The sequence below is a fragment of the Cellvibrio sp. PSBB006 genome (assembly GCF_002162135.1).
GTDB lineage: Bacteria > Pseudomonadota > Gammaproteobacteria > Pseudomonadales > Cellvibrionaceae > Cellvibrio.
The window spans coordinates 3,641,214-3,663,930 of record NZ_CP021382.1 but is presented as its reverse complement, the minus strand read 5'-3'; the positions used below and the strand labels follow the sequence as shown (position 1 = coordinate 3,663,930).

Annotated in this window: 13 protein-coding genes; 2 read left to right on the top strand and 11 right to left on the bottom strand. The window is 47.3% G+C overall.

Going from position 1 to position 22,717, the window contains the following annotated elements:
* Positions 1-92: 92 nt before the first annotated feature.
* The 4 genes from CBR65_RS15180 to CBR65_RS15165 form a co-directional block, all read right to left on the bottom strand.
* Complete coding sequence (locus CBR65_RS15180; RefSeq protein ID WP_087467644.1) at positions 93-1,493, bottom strand: cellulase family glycosylhydrolase; 1,401 nt, start codon at positions 1,491-1,493, stop codon at positions 93-95.
* A gap of 39 nt (positions 1,494-1,532) precedes the next feature.
* Positions 1,533-2,777 (bottom strand): AGE family epimerase/isomerase, encoded by a 1,245-nt coding sequence (locus tag CBR65_RS15175; protein ID WP_087467643.1) that lies wholly within the window; start codon positions 2,775-2,777, stop codon positions 1,533-1,535.
* A 4-nt stretch (positions 2,778-2,781) separates the two neighbouring features.
* Positions 2,782-3,963 carry a 4-O-beta-d-mannosyl-d-glucose phosphorylase Mgp130 gene (gene mgp130 / locus CBR65_RS15170; protein ID WP_087467642.1) on the bottom strand — a complete coding sequence of 394 codons (1,182 nt, stop codon included), beginning with the start codon at positions 3,961-3,963 and terminating at the stop codon, positions 2,782-2,784.
* A 251-nt stretch (positions 3,964-4,214) separates the two neighbouring features.
* Positions 4,215-6,077 carry a sodium:solute symporter family protein gene (locus CBR65_RS15165; protein ID WP_087467641.1) on the bottom strand — a complete coding sequence of 621 codons (1,863 nt, stop codon included), beginning with the start codon at positions 6,075-6,077 and terminating at the stop codon, positions 4,215-4,217.
* 550 nt (positions 6,078-6,627) lie between these two features.
* Here CBR65_RS15165 and CBR65_RS15160 point away from each other — a divergent pair.
* The gene (locus CBR65_RS15160; protein WP_087467640.1) at positions 6,628-7,629 is read left to right on the top strand and encodes a LacI family DNA-binding transcriptional regulator; all 1,002 of its coding nucleotides are present in this window, start codon (positions 6,628-6,630) and stop codon (positions 7,627-7,629) included.
* Between the two features lie 23 nt (positions 7,630-7,652).
* Here the strand turns inward: CBR65_RS15160 and CBR65_RS15155 are convergent, their stop codons facing one another.
* Positions 7,653-8,816, bottom strand: a complete 1,164-nt coding sequence (locus CBR65_RS15155) for an AGE family epimerase/isomerase (protein ID WP_232461213.1) — start codon at positions 8,814-8,816, stop codon at positions 7,653-7,655.
* Between the two features lie 1,079 nt (positions 8,817-9,895).
* Here CBR65_RS15155 and CBR65_RS15145 point away from each other — a divergent pair.
* Positions 9,896-10,993, top strand: a complete 1,098-nt coding sequence (locus CBR65_RS15145; RefSeq protein ID WP_087467638.1) for an ImmA/IrrE family metallo-endopeptidase — start codon at positions 9,896-9,898, stop codon at positions 10,991-10,993.
* Here the strand turns inward: CBR65_RS15145 and CBR65_RS15140 are convergent.
* The 6 genes from CBR65_RS15140 to CBR65_RS15115 all read right to left on the bottom strand — a co-directional run bounded on the left by CBR65_RS15140 (position 10,983) and on the right by CBR65_RS15115 (position 22,588).
* Positions 10,983-11,918, bottom strand: coding sequence for a hypothetical protein (locus tag CBR65_RS15140; protein ID WP_087467637.1), 936 nt, complete (start codon positions 11,916-11,918; stop codon positions 10,983-10,985). The genes CBR65_RS15145 and CBR65_RS15140 overlap by 11 nt on opposite strands.
* A complete protein-coding gene (locus CBR65_RS15135) occupies positions 11,915-12,718 on the bottom strand; it encodes a hypothetical protein (RefSeq protein ID WP_087467636.1) in 804 nt (267 codons plus the stop codon). Before CBR65_RS15135 ends, CBR65_RS15140 begins: the two co-directional genes overlap by 4 nt.
* 3 nt (positions 12,719-12,721) lie before the next feature.
* Positions 12,722-13,711: a thymidylate synthase gene (locus CBR65_RS15130; RefSeq protein ID WP_157672093.1), complete on the bottom strand. Its 990-nt coding sequence runs from the start codon at positions 13,709-13,711 to the stop codon at positions 12,722-12,724.
* A gap of 234 nt (positions 13,712-13,945) precedes the next feature.
* A complete protein-coding gene (locus CBR65_RS15125) occupies positions 13,946-16,492 on the bottom strand; it encodes an EAL domain-containing protein (protein WP_198300753.1) in 2,547 nt (848 codons plus the stop codon).
* Positions 16,493-16,717: 225 nt separating this feature from the next.
* Complete coding sequence (locus CBR65_RS15120) at positions 16,718-19,348, bottom strand: hypothetical protein (protein ID WP_087467633.1); 2,631 nt, start codon at positions 19,346-19,348, stop codon at positions 16,718-16,720.
* Positions 19,349-19,444: 96 nt separating this feature from the next.
* Positions 19,445-22,588 (bottom strand): TonB-dependent receptor, encoded by a 3,144-nt coding sequence (locus CBR65_RS15115; RefSeq protein WP_369825624.1) that lies wholly within the window; start codon positions 22,586-22,588, stop codon positions 19,445-19,447.
* Positions 22,589-22,717: the final 129 nt, after the last annotated feature.

The window sequence follows — 22,717 nt, the reverse complement described above, 5'->3', positions numbered from 1 at the left end:
ATATAAATTAATTCGGCGAATAAAAAACCGCAACAAAGGTTACGGTTTTTTACATTGGGCATTGGGTAAACCCGAATGCTGATTTGAAAATTTTATTGTTTGGTGTTGATATCTTTCATTGCATCGGCGTGGGCTTTAATCACGGCCAGGGTTGTGGTGTCGACATCAAACACGGAATTCAAACCTTGCGGTTCTTGCGGTGGATCGCCGACAAAATCGTCGCCTTCTTTCCACATAAAGTCTTCGTTTTCCGTGCGACCGTAACCACCCCAGGCCCAGAAGTTCATACCGGCAATCGCATCGCCAGCACCAGCGCGGGTGCGCAGCAAATTGAAAATTTCTGCGTAAAAGCGGTCGCGATAAACCGTGGTGGAATCAGTGGTGAAGCTGCCGTTGTCGCGCTCAATACCGAACTCTTCCAACACAATCGGTTTGTTCATCTGGTTGGCCACATCAATGTGTTGATTGATGTAATCCTTCGCGGTCGCCAACGCGGAGCTAAAGGTTTCGTCGGGATTTTTCGCGTCGTACCAGCCCCAGTTTTTTACCCACATATGAAAGGTGAGGTAATCCACGTATTCGCTTTTGTGGGAATCGATAAATAAATCCATATCGCGAATAGCGCCCATGGAACCTTCGTTGCCGGTGCTCACCAATTGGTTGGGAGCGAGGCTGTCAATATATTTTGCGGTGCCGTGAATCCAGCTTTTAAATGCCTCGATATTCACGCGGCCATCGGCATCACTGCCGGGGCGCGGTTCGTTGGCGAGTTGCCAGGACATAATGGTTGGGTCTTCGCTGTAGAGCTTGCCGTTGATAGTATTTTTGCGGGTGATAATAGATTTGATCACATCGCGATACAGTTTCTGCGCTTCTTCAATACGATAAAAACTCGCGGAGTTTTCCATGAAGGGATTCCATTCATTGGTCACGTCCGGATCGAATACCGGCTTACCAGTAAACCAGGATACATACTGTGACATGCCGCCGGACCATTGCCAGAAATTATTCAGATATAAAATCGCGGTCATATCGCGCTTGGCCATTTCGTCGAGCAGAAAATCCATACCGGCTAATAAAGTTTCATCGTATTCGCCTGGCGCTTTGATAATTGCCGGGCGCACGGCGCGCATCAGCTCGCTGCTTTCCGAGGCTGCCAGTACACGCAAATTATTGATGCCGGTTTTTTGTAATAAATCCAGCTCCTTGATCAAGCGTTCCCTATCGCCGACATCACCTACAGAACCGAGATAACCGCCGTACCAGAAGTTGGTGCCGATTACGTAATAGGGTTGGCCATTGCGAAAAAATTGATTGCCTTCTACCGTCACGAAAGGGCTGTTGGTTTCGGCCGGTTTGTCCGGGTTTTGTAACGCCGGTGACGATACCTGCACACTTTCACTCGGTGCAGGTGCTTCCTGTTTGCTGCAGCCAAACAGCAGTGCAACACACAGCGCTGTCAGCAGCGCCAGATTGTTATTGATCTTTTTCATTGTTCACCTCGCGTGGACTAGTGCTGCAATATACGCGCACTAGCCAATCTTTTTTATAAAGTTGATCGCTTCCAGCATCGCGCGACCATTGTGATAGGGGCCTTTCCAGAAGCCGACTTTGTAGGCTTCTTCACCGTGATCGACATCCAGCGTTGACAACCACAACCACTCACCGTGTTGGCTGTCGCGCTGATAGTGTTTGATAAACGCCCAAACATTATTAGCCACCGTCAGGTAGCGTTCGTCACGGGTCAGGGTATAGACATTGAGAAAACCCACCAGTGCCTCAGCCTGAACCCACCAGACGCGCTCTGTTTGTTTTTCGCCGGAGGCAAAATCAAACGCATCGAGCACTTCACCGTGCTCACCCATGGCTTCCTGCAAGGTGATATCCGCCAACTTGATGATGCTTGGTGTCATCCTTTGCGTGACCTGTGGATCGCTGAGTGAATTCAGCGCCTTGGATAACAGCCAGCTGCATTCGATGTCGTGGCCATAGGTATAACCCGGTGAAAAATCTTCCCAGGCTTCGTTGAGAAACATGCGCAGATGGCCGTTATCTTTATTGATAAGGTACTTATCAAAACAGTCAATGTTGTAACGCAACGCCTGTTTGATTTGTTCGGTGGGCCTCGCTTTGTTGAGCGTGGTGTAGGCTTCCAGCACGTGCAGGTGTGTGTTCATGCTCTTGGGATAATTTAAATCCTTATCGCTCAGGCGCACGTCATCCATCTTGCCCCACTCGCGGGTGAAGGCTTCAAAATAACCTTCGTTCACGCGGTCGATGGTTTTTTCTTCCAGCAGCGCAAAACAATCCAGCGCGTGCGCCATGGCTTGTTCATCGCCGGTGAGTTTGTAATAGGAACACAACGCATAAACCGCAAAGGCTTGAGCGTAGGTTTGTTTTTTGGTGTTGACGGGCTTACCCCGCGCATCCAGTTCCCAATAAACGCCGCCGAGTTCCTTGTCGAGAAAATATTCCACCAGGTAATCGTAAGCGCGCACAGCAGCGTCGCGATACGCTGGCTTATCGATTACCGCCCCCACTTCGCTGAAGAACCACAGAATGCGTGTATTCAGCACAATGCCTTTGGTAGCATTTTTTATCGGCGTGTTGTCCGGGCGAATTTCACCGTAGAAACCGCCCTGCTCCCGATCGATGGCGTGTTCAATCCACCAATCACCGATGGCGATTAATTCCTGCTGAAATTCCGCGCTGAGCGCGGCAGCAGAAAATGTTTCAGTTACGGTTTTTGGATGTCGCTGCAAGCTCGCGTCAATCATCACATCACACCAAATCGTTCATGAGTTTGAGGTTGGCAGCAATCAATTGATTGCGCGTGGCAACAGACGCGGCAGAACGCAAACCGTCTTCCGGTGTGTTGATGCAGTAGTCCACCAGCTTTTCAATCGTGCTGGTGGCCACATGCATGCGCGTGTCGGACGACGCGTAATAAATAAAGACTTCATTTTTCTCGTTAACGATCCAGCCGTTGGCAAAAGCCACGTTGGATACATCGCCGACACGCTCGGCACCGTGGGGCGCAATAAAATGACCGGCGGGACGATGGGTCACCACCCAGGGGCGCTCCAGCTCCGTCATGAACATGTACAGCACATAACGCAAACCGGCTGCGGTATTGCGCACACCGTGGGCCAAATTCAACCAGCCCTGTTCAGTTTTGATCGGCGCCGGGCCCTGGCCGTTTTTCACTTCTTTGATGGTGTGGTACACCTTGCCATCGACTATCACTTCAGATTTCACTTCGGCTTTGGTCATGTCGTCGACCAGACCCCAACCAATACCGCCGCCGGCACCGACGCTGATAAAGCCATCTTGCGGGCGCGTGAACAACCCGTATTTGCCGTCGATAAATTCCGGGTGCAGTACCACGTTACGTTGTTGGCCGGAGTGAGTAATCAAATCCGGCAGGCGTTCCCAAGTCACCAGATCTTTGGTACGCGCGATGCCGCATTGCGCTTCTGCCGCCGAGATGTCGTTCGGCTGTTTTAAATCTTTTCTTTCGGTGCAGAATAAACCGTAGATGTAACCGTCTTCGTGGGCGGTTAACCGCATGTCGTACACGTTGGTATCGGGGCGCTCGGTTTCCGGCAGGGTGATGGGGAAATCCCAGAAGCGGAAATTATCAATACCGTTGGGGCTTTCGGCGATGGCGAAAAACGATTTGCGGTCCACACCTTCTACACGCACGGCCAGAATATATTTGCCTTGCCAGTAAATCGCGCCGGAGTTGAACGCGGCGTTAACGCCCTGACGCTCCATCAAATGCGGATTGGTTTTTTCGTTGAGGTCGTAGCGCCAGAAGATGGGCGCATGCTCGGCGGTGAGTATCGGATTTTCATAGCAGGTGTAGATACCATTGCCCTGTTGTCTGGGCACATTCGTTTTGGTGACCAGAGCTTCGTGTTCTTTCAACAAGCTTTGAACGGCGCTTTTAAAATTACTCATATTTGATAAACCCTAAGATTGATACTGACCCGATTTGCACAATCTCAACTGCGCGAATCTTTTTACAACTCTCATGCACTTGCCGATTAACTTTCCGCCGGATTCATAGGCCCCGTGCGGGCTTTTTTATCTATGCGAAGGTAACCGGTTACAAAAATCTGCCAAAAAAATTGCACCTTTACCGCTGTTTAACGCTGCCCGGCGCGGTGCAAAGCCGGACAGCGGTACGACTACTTTTTGCTAATAAACAATCAGGGCTTGCTGGCCGGCGAATCGCTTTGAGGTAAATATTCGGCTGGCATATCGTCCGGATAATCCTTCAGTTTCACGTACCAGTTACGCCACAGGAACAGGCTGGTCAGAACCACCACCACCATCGAAATAATAAATTCCTGCCAGTGTTTGATCACCATAAAGATCGGCGCAGCCACCAGTGCGGTTTGCCAGATAATCCCGACAATTACATTAACCGCATCGCGTCCAAAGTCAGTATTGGCTTTGAGTTCCGGATGGTCTTTACGCGCAGCCTCTAACACCGGTCCCCAGAAACCCCAGGGGCGTACTTTCAGGTAGAACTTTTTAAGCACTTCCATATCGTCCGGCTTGGTCGCCAGCGACGCACCGATACACACCAGCAAGCAAGCCGCGAACATAAAGGGGAAGGCGTTGATCGGGTGAATGTCGGTAAAGATCAACGGCATGGCGATAGCAAAGCCGGTAATCATGCCCCAGAAATAACCAAAACCGTTAAAGCGCCACCAGTACCATTTGAGCACGTTGGATGCCGTGTAAGCACCGAAGAGCGCACTTACGATCCACTGGATCACGGTATTCAATGAGGGAATAAACAAACCAATACCCACCCCCAGGATCACGAAGATCACTGACACTATGTAACTAAGATAGACATATTTTTTGGCATCTGCATTGGGGTTGATGTAGCGCTTGTAGATATCGTTAACGACGTAAGCCGGCGCCGCGTTGGTGGTGGCGGCAAAGGTCGACATAAACGCGGCGAGCAAACCGGCGATCAACAAGCCGAGCAATCCGGTGGGAATATAATTTTTTAACGCAAACGGCAGGATCTGTTCGAAATCAACATCCGGCCCCATCGCGCGCAGGTCGTCCATAAAAAATGCCAGTGCCAATATCGTTAAACCGGCGATCAACATATAGCGCGGGAAGATCAGCACCACGTTAACAAACCAGCTCATCTTGGCGGCTTCAACCGGCGTCTTGGCGGAGAGTACACGCTGCATATCATAGTTTGGCGCCGGGCCAGCCATGCTCAAGAGCACACCTTTTAATACCATCAACATAAAGAAGATAGTAAACATGGAGTAACCGTCAGACAGAATTTTTTCATTGGCGGCGGGCAATGTATGCGACCAATCCAGATTCAATTCCCAGCCAAAAAATACGCTGGTCCAGCCATCGGGGATAACCGCTTCAAGCATCTCCGGTGAAACCTGATTCATCGCGATAATACCCACCGCGATACAGGCAACCGTCATGATGAAAAACTGAAGTACTTCGGTGAACACCACGCTGAACATACCGCCTTTCACCACATAAAAGGTGGTCAGCGCAGTGATGATCAAGCCGTAGGCGACGTCGTTCCAGTAGGGATCTGCAGAAAATTTCCACGGCAAAAATACCGAGGCAAATTTACCGATACCGATAAAACCGTAGGCCAGAAAACTCATCACACTGATCAGTGCAAACAGCACAACGACGAAGTGAGAAAGTTTTGCGCCCGTGCCTTCACCAAAACGGAAAGTAATCCATTCTGCGCCGGTCATTACGCCGGAACGGCGCAACCAGACAGATAAGAAAACCATCAGGAAAATCTGGTTGAAGACGGGCCATAGCCAGGGAATATAAACGCTGGTGAGTCCGTAGACGAACAACAGGTAGACCAGCCACATGGTTCCGCTGATGTCGAACATACCGGAGGCGTTGGACAAACCTAATTGCCACCAGGCCAGTTTGTTGCCGCCAAGGAAATAACTTTTGATGTCTTTGGAGGCGCGGCTTGAAATCCAGAAGCCGACCACCAGTGTTGCCAGGATATATAACAGGATGATCGCAAGATCGAGAGTTGCCAGCTGCATGAGTACTTCCAATTATTATTGAGTGGCCTGTGGCCGTTAGTATGTTGTTCGCTGAAGCGAGCATTATTTTTTATGCCGGTATCAATCGATCCTGCCGAGGACAAAGCGCGAAAATCTCGACCATTCGATGGTGTTACCCGGTTCTGCCATCAACCCGGACACCCACGCAAACCCGCGCTAAACCTGCAGGCCACGCCCGATAAGGGCGGGCTGATAATGCCATGATGCCCGATAGCGATCAACTTACACTCATTAAACCGGTTTCTGCGCTGCCACGGGCAAAACAAAGAAAACCGAACCCAGGTATTCAGGGGCATTTCAATGGGTTATCACGCCCAAAGGTTTATTTAAATGCCAATTCACAGATGCATAATGTAATCGGTTACAACTTTTTTTGCTAGTCAGAGTTGCAAACGTGTAGTAGATTTTCGATGTCACGGCACGTTTAAAGCGATAAATAAGCCGAAATCGTCGTAACGTTTGTTACACAAAGTCTGTTGCCGTTTCATACCAATCCCTTGTTGAACCAGCGCCTAACCAGAGTCGTCCTATGTCGAATATTCGAGATGTTGCCCGCATAGCCGGAGTATCGGTTGCTACCGTGTCCCGCGCCCTGAGCGCACCGGAAAAGGTATCCAATGAAAGCCTGGCCAAGGTCAAGACGGCTATCGCCCAGGTGGGTTACCGGCCCAACATGCTCGCGCGCAACTTTCGCTCCACGCGTTCCTATGCGGTGGTGGTGCTGGTTCCGGACATTGCCAACCCCTTCTATTCCCTGTTTATTCGCGCCTTGGAAGATCGTGCACAACAGAAAGGTTATGCGGTGCTACTGGGTGATACGCGGGGCACATCGGAACGCGAACAGGATTACATTCGCCGCGTGGAAACCCGCCTCGCAGACGGGATCATCCAGCTGCGCCCCAGTTCGGAAAAAAGCCACAGCAATATTCCACCGGGCATTGCCTGCGTGAATGCCTGTGGTTGCGAATTTACCACTGGCCCGTCCATTCGCATCGATAACCGCGCGGCGGCGCGCACCATGGTGGATTACCTGATTTCGTTGGGCCACCGCCGCATCGGCGTAATTTCCGGCCTGAAAGATAACCCGCACACCATTGATCGACTTGAGGGCTATAAAGAAAGCCTGGCGTCTGCGGGCATTACCTTTGATAAAGATTTAATCGCCGAAGGCGACTTCACCATGTGGTCGGGCCTGAACAGCGCCTTCCAGTTCTGCAATATGAAAGAGCGCCCGACGGCGATCTTTTCCATGAATGACGAGATGGCCATCGGCGCGATGCAAACCCTGAAATCCCAAGGCATTCGCATCCCCGAAGACATGTCCGTCACCGGGTTTGACGATATTGCTTACGCCAAGTATTGCGATCCGAGCCTGACCACGATTTCGCAGCCGGCAGAAGAAATGGGCAAGATGGCGATGGATATGCTGTTGCGGTTGATTGAGGGCGAAACCCTCAGTCAAACCGTGTGCGTGTTACCCACCGAATTTATCATCCGCAAAAGCACTGGCCCGGCGCCAACACACGCCTGAGTCGTGGCTCAGGCTATGGAGACTTAGGACTTATAAGTCTCGCAGTGATCCAGCAGTTCCATCGCCAATACAATCAGGTGATAGAGCGTGCTGGCCGGCGCAACATCCACCACCACTTCATCGTCAGCCCCGCGTTGATCCACATAGGAACCGGGCGTTGATGCGCACAAGTAATAGGTAAATAAATCTTCCACGCCTTTCACCGCGCGCTCGGTTGCGTTCGGATCGCCAGCGCGAATCTGCACCAGGTTTGCTTTGATAAATTCCGTGAGTCCCCAGCAGCGCTTGTTGTGATCGAGTACGCGGCCATCGGGCATGACGGAATCAAACAATAAACCGGATTTTGCCACTCCGATCTCCAGCGCTTTGTTGTATAGCGCATCGGTATAGCGTTTAACCGGGCGGCCGGAACGACGGCTGTACCAATCCAGTAACCACACCCACTCCATCATATGGCCGGGCTCGACGATATCGCCGCGCTCATCGGCGCAACGGGTCCAGTCATCGTTGAAAAATTCAAGCAGAACCTGTTGTTGCGGATCAAAGAAACGGCTTTGAAATAACGCAAATAATTCGCCCACACGGGCCAACCATTTTGCCTCGCCGGTCGCATCATAAAGCGCTAGAAAGGCTTCGAATAAATGCATGTGCGGGTTTTGCCGGCGACAGGCGTAAGCGTAGTCACCTTCAATCCAACCGCCGTAGTCCGCAACGAATGCGGTATCGAAATGAGCCACCAGTTTCTCGGCTTCACGCAGTGCCGCCTCATCACCAAAGGCGCGATAGCACCAGGCATTGGCCAGCAGAAAGAAGGCGTGATCGTAGAGATCCTGTTTGCTATCGATAACCGTGAAGTGTTTGTCGAGCAGATGGGTATAACCGCCACCGGCGGTGGGGTGCGCCGCGTGCTGGTGGACGAAATTCAACAGACCGGTCGCCAGCTTTTGACCTTCCGGACACCAGCCGCGATGAAAGGCCGCCGCGTAAAAAAATGCCTGCCGCGCCTGCACCCGCACGCGGGTTTTCGCTTCCAGATCTGGCTGCCCATCGGGCAACAGGCGTTCGTAGTTAGCACCGAATTCAGGGTCAAAACCGACCTTTTGCCACAGTGGCAAAGCCTGGTCCCTGATCCACGTTTCCATACGGCGCGCCGCCGCTATCAATTGTTGAGTCATGTCCTGGGACATAGTTACTGCTTCCCTCATTGATTAAAGAGTCAGGCCACCAATAGCCGGGGATAATTGTCGCATAAGCGAAAGGCCGCTTACTAAAAGCGACGCACATAAAAAAACCCCGGCAAGCCGGGGCAGGGTAGTAAACAACAGCAGGCTTAATGCATTTACAACGGGGACTTACATCATCGAACAGAAAAAATCGCCCGAGGCGATGTGGAGCGCACTCCACTTGGCGTAACCGGTTTATAAATACAAAACCAATAAAACCGCCATGTCGATGGAGGAATTATTACTTAAAATGTAATCGGTTTCAAATTAAAATAGCATGTTTATGCGAGACTTGTGCGCATGGACACGAATCCAGGTGGTTTTAACAACTCATCGAAATGGATAGCGCAACGAGGATAGCAACCAGTTATTGATAACGGCTTTATGTAATTTTTTTACCGAAGCAGAAAGGAGATATGGCGCGAGGAAAAACACCCTCGCGCACTTGACAAGAGTTCGTATCTCTTGGCGTGGTCTTCCACGTGAGGTAGAACTAGGGTTATGGGATTTACCAAGATATAAGGGGCTAATATTGGGAGGAATTGTTACAGACTCTGACGAACCGTGATTTACAGCGCTACCTGGGGATTACATATCTTGATATACTAATCGTAACGAAAGAATAATAACTACTGCGGTTCATTCAAACTTAGCTAATTTGGAACTACGGGATCATGCTAAGTCCTAATCTTTATCCAGTGCAGAAGAGGAATACAAAGCATTGGTAATCTCTTTTGACACTAATGAAATTAGACTTTTATGCGAACGTCAAGAGAAGGCCGAAGAGCTGTTAGGCAAAAATGTAGCCTTAAAACTTCGAAACCGACTCTCAGACATTGATGCATGCGATAGGATCTTTGAGATACCAATCGGGCATCCAGCAAAAGTTATGGTCAGAGGCGAAATTGGATATCAATTTGACTTGGGTAACGATGTTTATTTAGTCATATCGGCGAACCATAATGATCCGGTTAGAAACTCACTAGACGATATAGATTGGAACCACGTTTATCGAGTCAAAGTCATACAAGTAGGTGGAAATTATGAGCAACTTGAGCAGTTTTAATGCAGATTGGGTTTCACCTCCAGGGGCAACTTTATTAGATTTCATGGAGGAACAAGGCAAAACATTACGTCAATTAGCAAATGAAATGGAGTGTAGTATTTCTCTCCTTAAAAACCTTTCTCAAGGTTCAATCATCATTGATTCAGATTTAGCAAATACACTTAGTCAAGTAACAGGCGTGTCAACCAAGTTTTGGTTAAGCCGAGAGGAACAATATAGGGAAAATTTAAAAAAAGTTAGCTTGTTAAAGTCTGATGAAAGTGAATGGCTATCAAATTTACCGACGGCCGATATGGTTAATTTAGGTTGGATTCAAAAGCCCGACAATAAAGCAAGAAAATTAATTACCTGTTTAGATTATTTTGGTGTGGTATCAGTAGATCATTGGAGGTCTAAGTACGCCAATATGATCGGTGAAACGGCTTTTAGAATTTCAGATAAGTTTAGCCATAAGCAGGAATCTATAGCCTCTTGGCTAAGACAAGGTGAAATTCAAGTATCCAGTCACCATTGCTTACCGTGGGACAAAGATAAGTTAATCGAAACAATCCCTAATTTGCGTAGCTTAACTAAGGACCCCAATCCTGTTAGTTTTATTCCAAAGCTAAGAGCTTTATTAGCTGACTGCGGTGTTTTACTCGCCATTGTCAGATCTCCTCGACATTGCCCAGCTAGTGGTGCGGCATATTGGCTGGGTAGAAATAAACCGTTAATTATTATGAGTTTCAAGTATTTAACCGATGATCATTTTTGGTTTACTTTTTTTCATGAAATTGGTCATTTAGTTTTACATCCTAACTATTCGTTAATCTTAGAAACATCTGAAGCAACTCTTTCTGACATAGAAGACGAAGCAAACAAATTCTCTGAAAATATTTTGATACCGACTGAATATGAGAGAGAGCTACAGAAACTTAACTCTACTGATCTCAGAGGAATATTAAAGCTGGCACGAAAAATAGGTGTCTCTAATGGTATTGTGGTTGGGCAATTGCAACATAAATCAATAATACCTAAATCTGCTCTTAGAAAGTTAAAAGTAAGCTATTCTTGGAAAGACTTAGTTATCCTCTAAATTGAGTATATGCATCGGGACTCTTCTGCCAATTACAAATTGCATCCTCCAAAACCTGCATGCCAAATGGGTTTATAGATAGCGATTCACTTAACTTAAACATTTCATTTTCATACTCCGCCGAGCTCTTATTTCCAAATAGTAGTCCGCATCCATCACGAGGCCCAGTAGATTGATTTATGTAAGTTTTCGGCGGCTCTGCATTTAGTATTTTTAACTTCCCCAACATCGTGAGAAAGTCAAAACTTCCCGTCCTCCCAAACGACAACACGGCTCTAAACTTTTTATATAGATTATCAAACAAGTTATATTTTGACCCTTCTGCATCAATCAAAGCCAATGAAAATAGATTCTCATGTGTTTGATGCGACTCTATCAAAGAAATATAGGAGGCGATTACTTTATTTAAAGGCCTTTTCGAGTCAGGCCTTAAGGATTCATACTTTCTATGATTACCAAAAACTCTTTTTGGAGCTTTATTCGCAAGATGGGATTTTAAGTTGTCAATCCATGTCGTTGTCTCTAAAGACCCTAGCTTTACCCTTTCCCAAGTTAAGATAGAATTTTGGTTAGGCCCTTTGTAAAAATCTTGCGTTAACAGCCATCCACTTTTTTTGGACTTTCCAAAATGTGTAGATATAAATATTAACCATACAGCTTCATCTAAATTATTATTTTTAAAGTGATATAAAGCTGCTTTTAAAGGATTGAAATTACTTACATAAGGATCAGCAACATTTAAAGAGTAATTTTTTTCAGCAGTTATTGTTACGTATTTTACTCTTCTAATACTATCAATTAACTGTCTAATAAATGCATCCTTATAAGCTTTTTCCTCCAAAATTGGAATATGCGATACCGTTGCAACATGATTTTCAAGCTGACTTGAAAGTAAATTATATAAGTCTAAATCCGCGGTTCTCATAGCTTTTCAGCTTCTCTTGTAATCCAATTTTTAATTGAGCCTTTAACTGCATTTGTCACACCAAAACTACTTTGTATATTATGATTGTATCCTAACACCTTCACACATCGGTTTAGAGGGTTGTTTCCTAACTTTGTGATTTTTCCGGTATATGCTTCTCCTCTCACAGCTCCTTCAAGTCTAGGAAGAGCCCACGCCTTGTATTCTTTTTTACTAAAACTACATCCAATCATTACTTCCATATTTTTTATTACAGACCTTCCATTGAGAATGATAAGCTCAATTGATCCATTATTTATGATGTCCGCTAAAAACTTTGAACCAACTTGCAGAAGGTGTTTTTTTTGTAATTCCGTAAGACTTCCCCATTTTTTTTTCGTTGCGAATGGGACTAGGTCTAGATGACAGGCGCTATTAAAAGCATCATAAAATGAAAAGCCAGTACCAGATATAATATAATTTAAAGATTTAAACCATCTGTCATATGGATTTCTGTAAAAATACTCTTCGCATAAAATTAAAATTTTCTCAAAATCGCTCTCACTAGCATTTTTCCAATTCTTGATATCTAGTGACTTTAAGGTGTGAAATCTTCTAGCTATCCCGTCCAGCTCAACGCCTTTAGAGTCATAGAACTCTTGATCACTAGGATTAAGCCCCATGGTAGCAATTTTTGATTTCCCAATGTGACCAAATGAAATAATCGGTGCCCCTTCGATAATAACTTCAGATTTAATCATTTGATCAGTAGATATCACGGCTAGCATTTCTTTAATTATTCTGATTTTTTCACTTTTCAAAGCTCAGTCTCTTCTCGCTATTTGTTGAATTAATTTTTCTATATAGATTCCGTATGATCGCTCATTTAATTCTTTTTTTAATTTTTTAAGATGCTCAACGTCCGTTTCATATTTAGAACAGCTAAAGGCCCTTAGCAATATCACTAAATCGTTCCAATACTTGCCAAATTTTGCTTCTCTTAAGTACTCAAATCCTTGCTCTCGAATCCCTTTCTCTATGTCGAGAAATTTTTTTACATCTCTTGTGACATCAACGCTAGGCATTTTATTCATAGTTGAAGTTGTACTTTGCCATCCTTCATCAATAAATTTTTTTGCTTTTTGCTCATGCTTACCATATAGATGAAGGCTTCCTACTGAATGTTGATAGGTACCCAATTCAATATTCAAACGAGATGCTATAATTTCCTGGATCATCGTAAAACAAAAAATATCATGCGGTAAGCCAAGATATACATCGTTAGACCTCATAGAAGTAAGCATATATAACTTACTGTTTCTCACCGCGAATTGAATATTTGTAGTACAAGGCACATCGTTGCCATTGTAAAATAAATCAGAAGCGTCATAAATTTGTATAACAGCTCTCCTCGAATCAGTTTTTCTCCTTAAAAACGAAACAATTTCTTCAAGTTGGTCATACTTTTTGTGCATTCTCTTAAGTCTGGGTCCATAAGCTCCATGAACAGTTTCGTTATCATCAGATGCTTTTCTATATTCGGGCAAGTAATATTGCATGTGATTGAGCTTATCCGATCCTGATAGGTACCAGCTCAATTCACCTAAGCAGCTGAATGGTGTTCCTTTAATCTCTGTCCTGCTTAACCGCGACCTAGGGTTTTTTAACTCTAAAAGAGTCCCAAAAATTTCTCTGGCGTCACCTTTACTTGGGTTGATTGAAAAGCAGTCGTTAGATTTATTTAAGAAAAACTCAAAAACTTTTTTTAATAAGTCATCTAACGTAGGCTCCGACCAAAATTTAGATTCATTCATAATTAACATCCATTTTTCTAATGAACTTTTAGTAATTTATCACATAAATAATTTATTAAATCAGTCAATAAAACCCGCGAATCACTAATTGTGAGACACGGTTTTTTTGTAAGGAATTAAATTTTAATGGCTTATCAAATAAGACACGCTACCCCTAGGATCACGACCTATGAGACGAAGGATCACATATATGAGACAAAAGTTCACGTCTAATTAGACCGACAAAGAGGTTCCCTAGTTTTTGCCGTTGATGTAAGACGCCAGCGCTGGTGTTTGCTGGCGCATAAAGGTCACGAACTCTTCCGGCGCGATGGGTTTACTGAAGTAATACCCCTGGGACTGGTCGCAGGCGTGGTCGCGCAGGAAGGTCTCCTGCTCTTTGGTTTCAACGCCTTCGGCAATCACCGTCAGGCTCAGGGTTTTACCCATGGCGATGATGGCCTCGGTAATCGCGCGATCTTCACGATTTTGCGGAATATCGCGGATAAAGGAACTGTCCACTTTCAGGGTATCGATAGGGAAGCGTTTGATCTGCGCGAGGGACGAGTAGCCTACACCGAAGTCGTCGATAGCCAGGCGCACGCCCAGGCTCTTGATCGCCGACAAAATACGAATCGCGCGTTCCGCATCCTGCATGACCATGCCTTCGGTAATTTCCATCTCCAACAACCCAGGCTCCATGCCGGATTCTTCCAGGGCGGCGGCCACATCGCTGATCAAATGCTCATCAAAAAATTGCCGCACAGATAAATTGACCGCCATGCACAAGGGCGGTAATCCTTGCTTCATCCAGGCCACATTTTGTTCGCAGGCGGTTTTTAATACCCAACGCCCGATCAACACAATCAGACCTGTCTCTTCTGCCAGGGGAATAAATTGGGCTGGTGACACTATGCCCAGCTGAGGATGCTGCCAGCGCACCAGGGCTTCAACACCGGCGATCTCACCGGTTTTCAGGTTGCGCTTGGCCTGGTAGTGCAGGAAGAACTCATTGCGCTCCAACGCCAGGCGTAAATTGTTTTCCATGATGAGCCGCTCAAGCGAGCGGGCTTTGATGTCGGGCGAATAAAACTGGTAATTATTCTTGCCCTCTTCCTTAGCGCGGTACATGGCGATGTCCGCGTTCTTCATGATGGTATGTTCATCGTCGGCATCGTCGGGGAAGAGACAGATGCCGATGCTGGCCGTCACCCGACATTCCTGACCGTAAACCGATACCGGCTTCACCGCCGCCGATAAAATCTTGCGTGCAACCGTGGCCGCCTGTTCTGGATCGTTCAGCTCCTGGATCAGGATGACAAATTCATCGCCACCCAAACGCCCCACCACATCACTCGCGCGCAGGCATTGCTTGAAACGGCCCGCCATCTCATTCAGCAACAAATCGCCCGCTTCGTGCCCAAGGGTGTCGTTGATATTTTTAAAGCGATCCAGATCAATAAACAGCACCGCCAGTTTGCGCGAATTGCGCCGCGCCGATTCGATGGCGAGATTGAGGATTTCGCTAAACATGAAGCGGTTGGGTAATGAGGTCAGGCTGTCGTGAGTGGCGAGATACTGGATGCGTTCTTCCGACGTCTTGCGGTCGGTAATGTCGCGACCGATGCCGCGATAACCACGAAATTCGCCACTGGCGGTGAATGCTGGCAAGCCAGTCAGACTGAGGTAGCACGCTCGACCGTTGTCTTTTACGTGGCGCAATTCCAGATCACGGAAAGGTTTGCGTTCTGCCACCAGAGCCTGGTGCTCTTCCCATGAACCGGACAAGATTTCAGTGGTGGGTAAATCGTGCAGGGTTTTCCCCACAAGCTGGTCGCGCTGGAAACCGGATTTGCCATTGGGATCTTCCAACTCAACGAAGGCGAGCTGTGCATTCTGTTCCCAATACCAATCCGAGGAGAGTTCGGTGAGGCTGCGAAAGCGCTCTTCACTTTCACGCAGCGCTAGCTCTGCTTCGCGGCGCAGGGTGATATCGCGGCCGATGCCCACGAGCCCGACTATCTCCCCTGCTTCGTTGCGCACTGGCAACTTGCTGGTCAGCAACCAACGCATCTTGCCGGTCTGGTTATTGACTGCCGGCTCTTCCTGGTTGAGCAGAGGTTCGCCGGTTTGCAGAAGCCGCTGTTCATCATCATAGAAGCGTTGCGCCATGTCCTGCGGAAAGAAAGCAAAATCATCTTTGCCCAACAGATCCTGCGGCGTAGCACCCATGCCGCGTGCTACGGCATTGTTCGCCAACAGGAATTTACTCCGGGTGTCTTTGGCAAAGATACTGTCGGGTACCGAATCCACCAGAATACGCATTAAGTTACGCTCGTAGGCTAGTACCTCACTCAACGCTTGCAACTCCGCCGTGCGCGCGGCTACGCGTTCTTCCAGCTCGGCATTGAGCTGGCGCACCTGAAGCGCCGCGCGTTTGCTGGCGGTAATATCCCGGGTAATACCGACAGTGCCGATGATATTGCCGGCATCATCACGCAGCGGCACCTTGGTAGTCGAATGCCAGCGCGACTCGCCGGTTTTCGCGTCCACAATAATTTCTTCGCGGTCCACCAGGGGCTCACCGGAACGCATCACAGCCTGGTCATCATCCGCATAACCCTGCGCGAGATCCGGGGGATTCAGATCAAAATCGTTCTTGCCCAGTATATCGTCGAGCGAGGCAGCACCCGCCATGCGCAGGAAAGCCATATTGCCAAAGGTAAAGCGCCCCTGACGGTCTTTCGTGTAAATCAAATCCGGGGTGTTATCGCCCAAGGTGCGTAATACATTGCGTTCCATTGAGTTCTTCTTTCGACAAAATGACAGATCACCCCTCAAGAGTGAGCGGGCATTAGTCACAAGTATAGGCGAGGCTTGAGAAGAGACAGCGCTAAGTTGGCGCATTATTTATAACTTATTTGTATGGATAGGCGCGTAAAGTGGGGTTTAGGGTTGGATGGACTAGAAGCAGTAGAAATAAAAAGCCCCGCAATAATGCGAGGCTTGATGGATATTGAATGTAATCTACTCGAAAGAAACCGCCTCGGATGTTTCGGTTATACCTCCTTCACCATTCACAATCTCTTCGCCACGGGGTGTAAGCTGCATCAAATCTTCAGATGAGGAAATGCTCAGCCCCTCGCTTTCTCCACTACCAACCCAAGTAGTCGCAATCCACCCAAAGGGTACGATTTTCCAAGCTGACATTTTTGCTGTCGACAAAACAGATTCGCTGAAAGTACTCAATGATGTGTCCGGCGCAAAGCTTTCCAATTGTTCCGGTGTTGAGAAGTCAATCGTCATCATCGGCTGCGTATCGTCAATTTTAACTTCACCAAGAATTTCTATGTCGTCCAGCTTAATTGTTCCTGCTACGGCGTTACCTCCAACCTGAAACGCAAACATATTGGGCGACAAAGAACGAGAGAAGTTGGCCGGGTATTGATTCACCGAAAACTCAACATCGTTCCACTCGCCTTCTATCAAATCAGCGGCAGCTAATGTTGGCTCCAGATCCATGTGATTCCATTGGCCGTCTTGAAAGAAGAATTTGAACCAGAAATTTTCTCCGGTAAATCCTTCCGACACGAATATCCGAGCCTTCACAGAAATACCACCGGAAAAATCGACTTCCTGAACGCCCTGAATGTCCGCCTTATTAACGGCCGCAGCGCTATTTACGGGCACAGTTGCCAGTAACTCACCATCAACCTGAGCAACCGTTACTTCTGTTCCCCACGCAGGCTCAAAACCCTCAGTCCCGCTACTGAACGATGCTTTGTATTGCGACGCAATGATCGTCTTGGTGGGTCGCGCAAGCGGATCTTCGATAATGAATGAGTCGATCAAGATGGGCTGGGTTTTAGGCATTACATACCCTCCCACCTGAAGCCCGAATCGCTGCACCGTTGTAAAGTCCAAGTTCTCGTCAAGTCTGAAGGTGGTAGTGAGCTCGGTCCACTGGCCAGCAACAAGTGCCGCAGCACTAAGCTGCGCCGAACCCCATCCACTCCAGTCTGCGCCAAACTGGCCATATAAATTAAGCCAAAGCTCATCTCCGCTATATTCTTCTGGAAGAAAAATATTAACCTTTGCAGTCAATTCCTTATCAAAATCAATTGCACCAGCAAGGTCAGTTGGTAGCGCCAGCGCAAAGTCTCCGGCATCGGTTGGCATGATTGTCAGAGCACCGTCTTGTTGGCCAACTGCACCAGGCCCCCACGCAACTGACCACCCTTCTACTGAACTGTCGAAGGTGGCCATATATACCGGCGTAACCCCTGGGTAAACTTGCAAATCATCCAGTCCGATCCGACCGTCAATATTGACGGGTTTGCCATTAGCAAGTATTTGAAAACCAAGTGCCGTCACTGCCGATAAATCAAAATCTGTTGAACCATTTAACAACATCGAAGGATCTGCGGCATATCTCGGGAAGTCATAGCGTAGTTCGCCCCATACGTTAGGACGAATATCTTTTGCCTGGGTTGTTCCGACCGTCATGGCATTGCCATTCGTGTCCTTAGCATATAAAGCAATGCTTAGTTCTCCGGTAGGCTCGAACTTACCATCCCCAGGGTTAACAAATTGCATAAGTACCCGGCTCAAGTAAACATTGACGGACATCGCCGCACCAAAACGCAAATCAATGGGATCATTCAAAGTCATGACATAAGCTGACATATCTTCCGTTGATTGCCATGGAAAACTTAATCCAACTGCCAGATCGCCTTTGGCTTTTTGCATAATGTCCATGTGGTCAACAGGATTCTCGCCCACGCCTGACCCAGATATCCCGCTCAAAATGTAAGGTACTCTTTGATTGGTTAATTGCGTTGCGGCGTAAAGCACTTTGTCCGCCGTATTCCAGCGTGATCCATCTGCGTTAACAGAAAGAACAATATTTTTTTCCTGATCAGATGCCAACAGCTCTTGGGCTCGCCCGGCGAGAAATGCGTTGTAATCTGAGCCACAACCCGGCGCATCAATAACCAGAGGAAGTTTGAAACCCGCGATACGGAACTTACGAATTAATGCTTTGTAAGTGTCAATGTACTGTGCGTACCCCAAGCTGTCGGAGTTGAAAATATTCGCTGGCCCCCATCCGCTCGCGATGTTAATCATTACACGAGACTGGAAGCGATCTTGCGCGATCACCGGAAGCCACTTGTTAAGCCACAGATCATCTACCGCACTCAGCAAAAACTCATTGTTATCCACGCACTGAAGCTTTTCAGTGTCCACCAAGCTAATGACGGCAAGCATCCCATTTTCAATCACCTTGGCCAATGCGCCTTCGAGCTGCACATCCGTCGTGTTTGCATCAAGTTGCAGGCGCACAACGTTAGCACTAGTGTCACTGATTGCGGCTATGCCATTGATGCGTTCAACAGGTTTTTCCGCAAAGTGTAGGTCAATGCCCCGTAAAAATATCCGCTCATTAGCAACGTCATAAAGAAACATTTCATCGGTGGTTATAACTGCAGCGTTCTCCGGAGGTCTTGGACGATCAGAACCATCGTCGACACCTGGCGGCGGCACCAGAGGATCACGATCCGAATCATCTGAAAGAAGGTTTCCACCACCGCCGCCACCGCATGCTTGCAGCAATAGAATACTCGTCAAAAATGCTGTGTAACTTAGCCGTAATTTCATAATCAAACTCCGAATTTTAAAATGCATTTTGAGCACTGGAATTTCTCTGCGACTGTTATTCTTTTGCAGAAATTAGTCGTACCTGTTACTTAGTATTTAAAGAGCAAGCGTTATACCGACAGCAAACCGGCGTTCTTGTACCCATATGTTATTAACCTGGCTCTCGAATTGTGCATAGCTCTTCCGGCTTTCCTCGGTAAGGTTTGTACCATTCGCGTAGATACTCACGTGTTCGTTAATCCAGTAACTCATAGACATATCCAGATACCCCACTGGCTCGTACCAATTACCCAAGTTGAGAGGCTCACCGCTGGTGTTCAAGCCAACGCGACCGTCATATTCCTCACTCCGCCAGTTGTAAGCGAGCCGTACGTTAAGACCAGCTTTGTCATACCAGAGAATCATGTTGGACTGATGTTCTGAGTTCGATGGAAGCGGCAGGTCATTGCCTTCCATATCGACATCGTTGGAATCACTTTGCGAATAGGTATAGTTAAACTCGATACCCGTCGCACTCAAATAATCGCCAGGCAAAAAAGTGAAGGGTTGCTTATAGCCAAGTTCAAATCCGTAGAGAGACGAGGCGCTGACGTTGCGCGATACCCATACATTGCCGGTATTGCCCCGATCAATTCCATCCGCGTCTACAAAATTGCGGCGCTCCTGAAAACCTTGAACGGAGGTAGACACATCAACCATGAACAGACCTGCACCCAGAATCGCATTTTCGTCGAAATACCATTCTGTAGACAGGTTGTAGACGTTCGCTTCCCAAGGTTTAATATCGATGTTTCCTTGATCGCTTCCACCACCAACGCAAGTGACATTTTCACCAACAAGGTTGCCGGCGCTATCAAGCACCAAAACCCGCTCGCCGTTTTCATCGGTTTTTGCACATTGTGTGTACCAAAGACTCAGTCCCGAACCAACATTTTCGAGATTATTTCGGGTGGTCGTTTTAGCTGCACCCAAACGCACGATGACATCATCCGCTGGGAAAAAGTTGATATTTAAAGAAGGAAGATATTGAGTGAAAGATCGCTCTTTGGTTTCTTTATCGTAGACAAACGCCAAGCGTTGATAATCGACAGCACCGATTGAATTGAAAATATCCAGCACCTCAGGCACAACGCTTCGCTCAACGGTGCGGTCAGTCCGCAATATCTGAAGGCCGATATTTCCGCTATATGGAATTCCCCACAGACCATCCTGATCATCGAAATTAGCTTGAATGTACCCTGAGTTGGAGGCTTCCTCTACATCGTATGCATAAGCAGGATCGTCAATTGTTTTCGTGCCGGGATACAAGCGATTCATGAACACAAGTGGATCATCCCATGCAGCAGGATTCAATGCAGAAACACCCGCCTCAAAGCCATCGAACGGTCCAAAATCGTTAAACACGGTAATTGCCGGATCATCCGCTGTAAAACCATTGTTATATAAGCCAGCATCAATTAACGCATCCAGCTCTCTGTTGTAATCGAAATATCGGAAATCCGGATAACGTTGCCAAACCTGATTACCGCTGTACAACTGATTTCGTTTGTCGATAGGAATGCGTTGATCATCTGCGTAGCGTTGAGTGGGGGTTACGTAGAAAAATCTCGTATACGCAGCTTCACGAACACCGTAACGAAGGCCCGCCTCAACAGATTCGATAAGGCCATTGTCAAATCTAAACTTAACGTCACTGCGAAGCACATTTAATGTTGCATCGGTATCATTACCATTTGCATCCGCTTGATATAGCGCTAATAAACTTGCATCGGATAAATCACCTGTGTATGAGAAACTGGGAAATTCTCCACGATAATCCACCGTAACATTGTAAGGAGTGACTGGATCTTTCCCACTTGTACCATCTTCATCAATCCACAGCCACGCTGGGCTGCCCTGTTTAAAATTTGCTTCGCGGCTTTGTTTTTCTGCTTCGGCATAAATGTAACGGACACTTGCCGAGAAATTTTCTTGATTATCGTAGTCAAGTTGTAGATTGGTATTGAGTGCTGCGGTCCGGTTGATTCTGTTGGTGGATACCGTCTGGAAATCGGGCGACCTCACATTGGCATAGAGTAAAGTGTGAAGTGTTGCTGTTTGCTGAGTGCCACTAGCATCGGTGTACTGAATATCACCGCCATTACCGACAATAGTACCCGGTTGCAGTGTGTTATAAAGGCCCTGATCTTCGTCTGCCGGGCTGCCGTTAACCTCATAAGATTCGACACTATTGGTTCCATTAAAATCAACGCGTACTCCTCGGTCATACTGATCCATATTGGAGTAGAAAACGTCACCTCTCAGCGTAAAGTTATCATTCAGCGCAGCTTCGATGCTGATAGATCCACCTTCGCGCTCACGCGTCATAAAGCTGGATGTTGCCCCGTAATTTCCCGGCACCAGATACCAATCGTTAACCAGATCACCGTCGCCGTTCAAATCAAGTGGGTCTGTTGGTGTACCGTTTCTACGATTCAAAAATCCGAATTGCGGATTCGTGTACATCTGATAATTCGCGTTGTAGGTTGTGGAAGTGAATCCACCGAGCGTGACGCCAATCCGGTCATTATGGTTAAATCCGAAAAATACGTTTATGTTTTCATCGGGATCACGACTCCCGGTAGTCCCATCTGACTTCACCTCTTTATCTGAACGGCTTCCCTGAGACGCTTCATATCTCATGTTGCCTGTGACTCCTTCCTTCAGATCAAGCGGTGACATTGTCTTTAGGTCAACTACACCAGAAATACCACCGGCAATCGCTGATGCAGATTGCGATTTGTATACATCAACTCCACTGATCATACTCGCCGGCACATCAGAATAATTTGCGCCTACATCAGTAATGTTCCATGGGCTCAGAAATTGCTCTCCATTTAAGGTGGTCAGTACTTGTGGCATACCTCGAATATTTAAGGAAGTGCCCTCATTGGCTTCGCGCTTGATTTGTACACCCGTTACACGTTGGAGTGAGTCGGTAATAGTGACATCTGGTAATTTACCGATATCTTCCGCCACAATTGAATCGACTATGTTTGCATTGTTGCGTTTAATATCAATCGCCTTCGCCTGCGAAGCTCGCACACCGCGAACCACAATCTCTTCAATGTTTTCACCCAGGTCTTCACTCACCATGGGCTCTTCTTCCTGCGCGTGCAGGTTGCCGCCGGATAAGGCACAACCAATTGCCAGCGCGAGTAATTTTTTGCGCGTGTTGATACTGCTGTTTTTATACATCATGGGCTTCCTCTTATCGTTATCTCGCAATTTTTTTCTTTATGGGTGTAATAGGCGCACAAGATTCCCGTCGGACCGGTTATGTGTAACCAGCCGCAGAAGCCTTAAGCGGTAAAATCAGAAAAGGGGATT